Annotated in this window: 1 protein-coding gene; it reads left to right on the top strand. The window is 53.9% G+C overall.

Going from position 1 to position 256, the window contains the following annotated elements:
- Window positions 1-53: 53 nt before the first annotated feature.
- A partial coding sequence (locus tag RVY79_RS20500) for a sigma 54-interacting transcriptional regulator (protein WP_317466430.1) occupies window positions 54-256 on the top strand: 203 nt, incomplete at its 3' end.

Genomic DNA, 256 nt, shown 5'->3' with positions numbered 1-256 from the left:
GTCGCCAGGCGGCGCGCAGTAGCTTTCCTGTCCTGCTTTGTGGAGAAGAGGGCGTGGGCAAGGCACTGCTAAGTCAGGCAATTCATAATGAAAGCGAGCGTGCTGCAGGTCCTTATATCGCCGTCAATTGTGAGTTATATGGTGATGCTGCGCTGGCGGAAGAATTTATTGGTGGCGATCGCACGGACAATGAAAATGGCCGTCTGAGTCGGCTGGAACTGGCACACGGCGGCACGCTGTTTCTTGAAAAGATTGA

The organism is Chromohalobacter sp. HP20-39 (assembly GCF_033052815.1).
In the GTDB taxonomy this organism is placed as follows: domain Bacteria; phylum Pseudomonadota; class Gammaproteobacteria; order Pseudomonadales; family Halomonadaceae; genus Chromohalobacter.
The sequence above is the reverse complement of the archived record's forward strand: the minus strand, read 5'-3'. Positions and strand labels throughout refer to the sequence as shown.